The sequence below is a fragment of the Bradyrhizobium sp. 2TAF36 genome (genome assembly GCF_052114925.1).
Lineage (GTDB): Bacteria > Pseudomonadota > Alphaproteobacteria > Rhizobiales > Xanthobacteraceae > Bradyrhizobium > Bradyrhizobium barranii.
In genome coordinates, this window is sequence record NZ_JBFRFR010000178.1 from 1 (window position 1) to 6,232 (window position 6,232).

A 6,232-nucleotide genomic window follows, 5' to 3' on the forward strand; every position below is an offset into this window, starting at 1 on the left:
GCCGCGGACCGGTCCGCATGGTCCAGGGCGATATACGGGACCGCAAGCTGATGGCATCGCTCGTACAGGCGGCCGATATCGTCTTCCACCAGGCGGCCTTGCGCATCACCCATTGCGCCGCCGAGCCGCGCCTTGCCAAGGAAGTTATGGTCGACGCCACCTTCGACCTGCTCGAATTGTGCGTCAAACACAACATCGAGAAGGTCATCGCCGCCTCCTCGGCATCCGTCTACGGCATGGCGGAGGCGTTTCCGACCACCGAGCGGCAAAACCCCTACGACAACCGCACCCTTTATGGAGCCGCCAAGGCCTTCAATGAAGGGCTGCTCCGCTCCTTCAACGACATGCATGGGCTCGACTATGTCGCGTTCCGATACTTTAACGTCTACGGCGAGCGGATGGATATCCACGGCCGCTACACCGAAGTGTTGATCCGCTGGATGGAGCGGCTCGAAGCGGGGCTGCCGCCGATCATATTCGGTGACGGCCAGCAGACCATGGATTTCGTCCACGTTCGCGACGTCGCGCGCGCCAATATTCTCGGAGCCCGGTCTCGGGTCACAGATGACGTCTTCAATATCGCCAGTGGAACCGAAACCAGCCTGGTGCAGCTCGCGAATGCGCTTGCTTCGGTGATGGGCCATCGCAACCTGACGCCTGAGTTCGCGCCGGAGCGCTCGATTAATCCCGTGCCGCGCCGGCTGGCATCGACGGAAAAGGCCGAGCAAAAGCTCGGTTTCCGAGCCTCCGTTCCGCTCGAACAGGGCCTCGCCGATCTTGTGAAATGGTGGCGCGCCGAATACGCGTCGACCTCTGCCGCCCGCCAGCAAGATGCGGTCGTCTCGTGATCCCGATTGCGCTGCCACTCCTCGCCGACGAAGAGGCCGAAGCTGCCCGGGAGGCCGTGCTTTCCGGTTGGGTTTCGCAAGGCCCCCAAGTCGCAGCTTTCGAACGCGACTTTGCGACGCTGGTCGGCGCGCCCCATGCGTGCGCCGTTTCCAACTGCACGACCGCCTTGCACCTTGCTCTGGTCGCACTCGATATAGGACCCGGCGACGAGGTCATCACGGTCAGCCATTCCTTTATCGCGACCGCCAATTGCGTCAGATATTGCGGAGCCACCCCTGTCTTCGTCGACATCGACCCGGACACCTACAACATCGATCCAGAGCGCGTGGCCGAGGCGATCACGACCAGCACCCGCGCGATCATCGCCGTGCACCAAATGGGGATGCCCTGCGACCTCGCAGCGCTCGTTGCGATCGCCGATCGCCACGGCCTTGCCTTGATCGAAGACGCCGCCTGCGCAGCCGGCAGTCAGATCCAGGTAAACGGCAGCTGGGATCGAATTGGTAAGCCCTATGGCCGGATTGCATGCTTCTCCTTCCACCCCCGCAAGGTGATCACGACCGGCGAAGGCGGGATGCTCACCACCTCGGATCCCGAGCTCGACCGCAAATTCAGGCTCCTGCGCCAGCACGGCATGAGCGTCCCGGACACGGTGCGGCACGGGTCCCCCCAGGTCATCTTCGAAGATTATCTTGCCGTTGGCTTCAACTACCGGATGACTGACATCCAGGCCGCGGTCGGACGCAAGCAGCTCACCAGGCTGCCAGACATCGTAGCCCGCCGGCGGACCCTCGCCGCGCGCTATTCGGAATTGCTCGGCAACGTCGAGGGCCTGAGCCTGCCGTTCGAGCCGGAATGGGCCCGCTCCAACTGGCAAAGCTATTGTGTACGCCTGCCGAGCAACGTGGACCAACGGACGGTGATGCAGAAATTGCTCGATCGAGGCATCGCCACCCGCCGTGGCATTATGTGTTCGCACCGGGAGCCGCCCTACTCGAACGCCAAGCAACGCCATGAGCTGCATCAGTCCGAACTCGCGCAAGATCGCGCAATCCTGTTACCGATCTACGCACAAATGAAGGACGAAGACCTCGAGCTGGTGGCCAGCACGCTCCGCGCCGAGGTCAGCCAATGACAAAGGAGACGTCCTTCAGCGTTGTCATCCCCTGCTATAATTATGCGCATTATCTCAAGGGGTGCGTTGAGAGCGTTCTTTCCCAAGGCGTCAAGGTACAGGTGATCATCATCGATGATTGCTCGACCGATGAAACTCCCGCGGTGGGCACCTCGCTGGCGAACGATGCCAGGGTGACATTCATTCGCCACGGGATCAATCAGGGCCACATCAAGACCTACAACGAGGGACTGGCCCTCGCGACCGGAGACTACACCGCTCTGATATCGGCCGACGATCTCCTCACGCCTGGCGCACTAAAGCGGGCCCAAGCAGTTCTTGATGACCACCCGGAAGTCGGCATGGTCTATGGACATGCGCCATACTTCCAATCGAACGACAAGCTGCCGCAGGCCCGTACCGGCAAGCCGCGGGTCGATATCTGGGATGGCCGGGACTGGATTGCTCAGCGCTGCAAGTCCGCGACGTCGTGCATCTCGTCCCCCGAGGTCATCGTCCGCACGTCGCTCCAGCGGCAGCTCGGGGGCTATCGCGAGGATCTTCCTCATGCCGGCGACCTGGAGATGTGGCTGCGATTTGCAGCGCACTCATCGATCGCCTATTTGGCCGAAGTGGACCAAGCATACTATCGCAGGCACGTTGCCAGCATGCAGTCAACCCAGTTCAACTCCAAGATCGCAGATCTCAGGCAGAGGCGAGCCGCATTCGAAGCCGTCTTTCAAGTGCACGGACATAAGATCAGCGACATGGAAGAACTGCGGCAGATGGCGCTGCGGGCTCTGGCCAAGGAAGCCCTCTGGCTCGCCTGCTGGTCCTACGATCGTCGTCGCGTTCATCATATTTGCGTCGATGATCTGCAGGCCTTCGCCGAGGAGACTTATCCGAGTGCCCATGCTCTCGGTGAATATTGGGGCTTACAATGGCGCCGGCGTCTGGGGACGCGGTGGCCGCCGATTCTGCAACCAATCATGCCAAGCGGCTATATTCATTGGGTGAAACACAAGATGCTCTGGCGACGTCATCGCCTGCGCGGCGTATAGAGGTCGTCGTCCACTTCAGGTCTGATATCGACTTGCATCAACACTCGGATGAGGCGAGAACCGGGCTCGGCGCGTGATGGAGTCCGGCAAGATCGAAAATGAGGATCAAGGACAACGGCGCCCGGCTGACCAGGTCCGCTATCCTGACATGATCGATCAGAAGCGCGCGTAACGCCGTCGTTCGCCATCACCTGCCATTCGCGCCATGTGCTGGCGCTACGCGATGTCGGGAGCCGCGGCCGGCCCCCGACGCATGATCGGCCGGCAGGCAGATCACCCTACTTCTTCCTGAACAACCGGGGAACCTGCCAGACAATTGGTGGAACGAAGGGCTTCATCACATCAAGCACACTACGTCGACGGACTTCGTTGGGACGCATTTTGAATATCGTCGTATGCTCGTCCGACTTCTCCTCCTCGGGACGGCCATTCGTATAGTAATACAACGCAATCGACCGGCGATACTTTCCCTTTGGACTTGTCAGCGGATCAGGATGGCCGTGATAAGCCGTGTCGGTCGTTGTAAAGACGACGATGCGGTTGGCGATGGGGAAATACGCCTTCTCCTTTGACTTAACGTCCTTGTCCCAAAGCTCGAGGGCCCCGCCCCACTCCTCTTGCCAGTCGTAATTAAGGTACACTAACAGATTGAGCCGGCGATCGAGTCTGAGCTCTCGATGCGTATTGAAATCCGCATGGATGCCGAGACGCCCTCCTCGCGGGATCATGTGCAGGCCACCTCCCGACAGATATGGATCGGGTATCAGGCCCTGGATACCCGTAAGCTTCTCCAGAAACCCAACGAAGACGCGCGAATTCAACGCATTGACGAATTGCTGAATGTAAGGGGGAAAGTCCTCCAACCGATTCAGACCAAGCTTTTGCTCTTCGTAAGCTCCAGCATCGAGGAACTTCCGATCCCAAGATGCATCAAATTCGCCGGGATAGTTCGCAACCACAGTCCTGATAATATTCTCGTCAAAAAAACCATCGATCCCAATATGTGGGAAAGGTTGATTGTCGCGATATTGCTGGGCCCACTGCTCGCTGTGCTCCGCCATCTTCTTCATGGGAAGAAGCGATTTGACACCGAGAGGCTCCGTGTCGACGGACACCACGCGCTGGGCAAGACTGACCATGACCTTCTCCGACAACTGATCTTAACAGCTTCAATTAAACTCCGTTATTATCAATTATCAAGGTTTAATTTCTATTATTATTCCATAAATCATTAATCAGCCTCGACAGCGAGACATTTGAGCGGCATACTGAATTTTATCAATATTTTCCATGTGCATAGCCTTACATCACCGCGCCAAACGATTTTGACGAGCTATTTAGAAATCACGAATTTTGAAATAGAGGAATTTTGCCGCAATGCGTCAAAACCAGGAAACCAACGTCTCACAAGCGATCCATTCGGGCAAAATTGGCAGTCACGACTGCACCGGACGTCAAGCTCCCCTATGCGAGACCCGCGTCGAACATTGCGAACTCGCAAGGACCATTCTCTGGCGCCAGCTTGAGAGGCCTGGGATCCAAGAGCAATCAACCGAATAGCAACTTGTGCATTCAGCGTACATTGGGCTGGATATGGTCTCGGAAACTTCGCGCTAGGGTTTGGTCATTGGTCTCCAGATGGCAGGCACAGCAGGATTTGCAGTAAGACATCAACGCTCAGTACTGTCAGGAGCAGGGGGCGCCCTTGCACCACGCAACTTCCCTTTGCAGACAAGCCGACCAGCCTGGATCCGACCACCTTGGGCTGTGGTCGCTTTCCTGGTCGGATTGGCCGTCCCATGGATCATTCCTCTGGGACCGATGAACTTGTCAGCTTATCGACTCGTTCTCCTGGCAACCCTGCTGCCCTGTCTCTTGAGTTGGGTACGCGGCGCGCTAGGCTTCAGACTTCCGGATCTTGCGCTTCTTTTTTACTCTGTTTGGACTGCAGCTTCCCTGTTTGCTGCACATGATGGCTCTTCTGCCACTCAAACGTCTGGCATCTTTTTTATAGAAACGATGGGAGCCTACCTCCTCGCGCGCCGCTATGTTCGCGATGCCGCTGACTTCAGAGGAATGGTCTTAACAATAGCGATCGTTGTTTTGGCCCTGTCACCGTTTGCTGTCTACGAATGGATCACAGGAAACAAGCCGCTCTTATCGACGTTGAGCGTCGTTTTTCCGACCGTCGAAGTTACGATGATGGTTCCCCGGTGGGGCTTTTGGCGGGTTCAGGGACCGTTTAGTCATTCGATCGAATTTGGCCTTTTTTGCACCAGCACCGTAGCCTTGACCCACCTCGCTTGGGGGCATGGCAGCAACTTTGCTTCACGATGGCTCCTGACCGTGATGGTGGCGGCCACCGCCTTCTTGTCGATGTCGTCGGCGCCGATCTCATGTCTCGTATTCCAAGTCGTGCTGATGGCATATGCCGGGCTTCTTCGGCGCAATAGCAGCAAGTGGATGATACTCTGGAGTATCGTCGCCGTAGGCGTCTTGGCTGCCCAGTTTGGCTCCAATCAAGGAGCGGCCAAGTTCTTCATCTCGCACTTCACGTTCGATCCTCAGACCGGGTGGTACCGTGTCGCGATCTGGGATTACGGAAGTGCCTCGGTGCTTAATCATCCATTGCTTGGAATAGGTCTGGCAGATTGGGAGCGGCCTAGGTGGATGGCATCTGACAGTGTGGACAACTTCTGGCTATTGACCGCCATGAGGCACGGGATTCCCGCCCTCGTCCTGCTGCTGGGATCCTGTATTTACACGATGGTTGCGGTCACTAACGCTAAGAGCGCAGACAGAACGGTCGAGATTTGCCGTGTGGCATACTTGATTTCCCTCATCACATTCTTGTTCGTGGGCATCACTATTCACTTTTCGCACGGAATTTATGCGTGGTTCATGTTCGTCCTGGGAAGTGGTGCATGGTTGATGGACACCAAAGAACCTCGATCGGCAATGACGACTGATGGCAATCTGCTGYCGCGCAGGAAGACCGGCCAGCAGCCCCAGAGGTGGAATTGATCGGTAGATGGCGAAGCGCATCATCAACGCCCCGACTTACGTCCGTAAACAATCTGTAACGGCATCCGAGGGGGTTCGACCGGTGACGACGCAAGACGTTGCGGAGGCTGCGCTTCATGCTTACGACGACGGAGCGCTGCGCGGTGCCTTCGATTTACTTCAGATGGACGCGTGTCGTTGGATC

General features: G+C 57.5%; 5 protein-coding genes. 4 read left to right on the forward strand and 1 reads right to left on the reverse strand.

Annotated elements, in window-relative coordinates; translation table 11 throughout:
• The 3 genes from AB4Z51_RS43930 to AB4Z51_RS43940 all read left to right on the forward strand — a co-directional run.
• Window positions 1-848: NAD-dependent epimerase/dehydratase family protein (locus AB4Z51_RS43930; RefSeq protein ID WP_441499674.1), on the forward strand; the 848-nt coding region annotated here is incomplete at its 5' end.
• Complete coding sequence (locus tag AB4Z51_RS43935) at window positions 845-1,984, forward strand: DegT/DnrJ/EryC1/StrS family aminotransferase (RefSeq protein ID WP_193560888.1); 1,140 nt, start codon at window positions 845-847, stop codon at window positions 1,982-1,984. The genes AB4Z51_RS43930 and AB4Z51_RS43935, both read left to right, overlap by 4 nt.
• The gene (locus AB4Z51_RS43940) at window positions 1,981-3,024 is read left to right on the forward strand and encodes a glycosyltransferase (protein WP_208085789.1); all 1,044 of its coding nucleotides are present in this window, start codon (window positions 1,981-1,983) and stop codon (window positions 3,022-3,024) included. The genes AB4Z51_RS43935 and AB4Z51_RS43940 overlap by 4 nt, the downstream gene beginning before the upstream one ends.
• A gap of 278 nt (window positions 3,025-3,302) precedes the next feature.
• On the opposite strand, the gene AB4Z51_RS43945 is transcribed toward AB4Z51_RS43940, so the two are convergent.
• On the reverse strand, window positions 3,303-4,163 hold the full coding sequence (locus AB4Z51_RS43945; RefSeq protein ID WP_205124599.1) for a 2OG-Fe(II) oxygenase: 861 nt from the start codon (window positions 4,161-4,163) through the stop codon (window positions 3,303-3,305).
• Between the two features lie 688 nt (window positions 4,164-4,851).
• Here AB4Z51_RS43945 and AB4Z51_RS43950 point away from each other — a divergent pair.
• Window positions 4,852-6,048 (forward strand): O-antigen ligase family protein, encoded by a 1,197-nt coding sequence (locus AB4Z51_RS43950; protein ID WP_441499675.1) that lies wholly within the window; start codon window positions 4,852-4,854, stop codon window positions 6,046-6,048.
• Window positions 6,049-6,232: the final 184 nt, after the last annotated feature.

What these genes read in the sequence shown, in the direction of transcription:
- AB4Z51_RS43940 (WP_208085789.1), top strand. Translation starts at nt 1,981, where the DNA reads ATGACAAAGGAGACGTCCTTCAGCGTTGTCATCCCCTGCTATAATTAT.
- AB4Z51_RS43945 (WP_205124599.1), bottom strand. Translation starts at nt 4,163, where the DNA reads ATGGTCAGTCTTGCCCAGCGCGTGGTGTCCGTCGACACGGAGCCTCTC.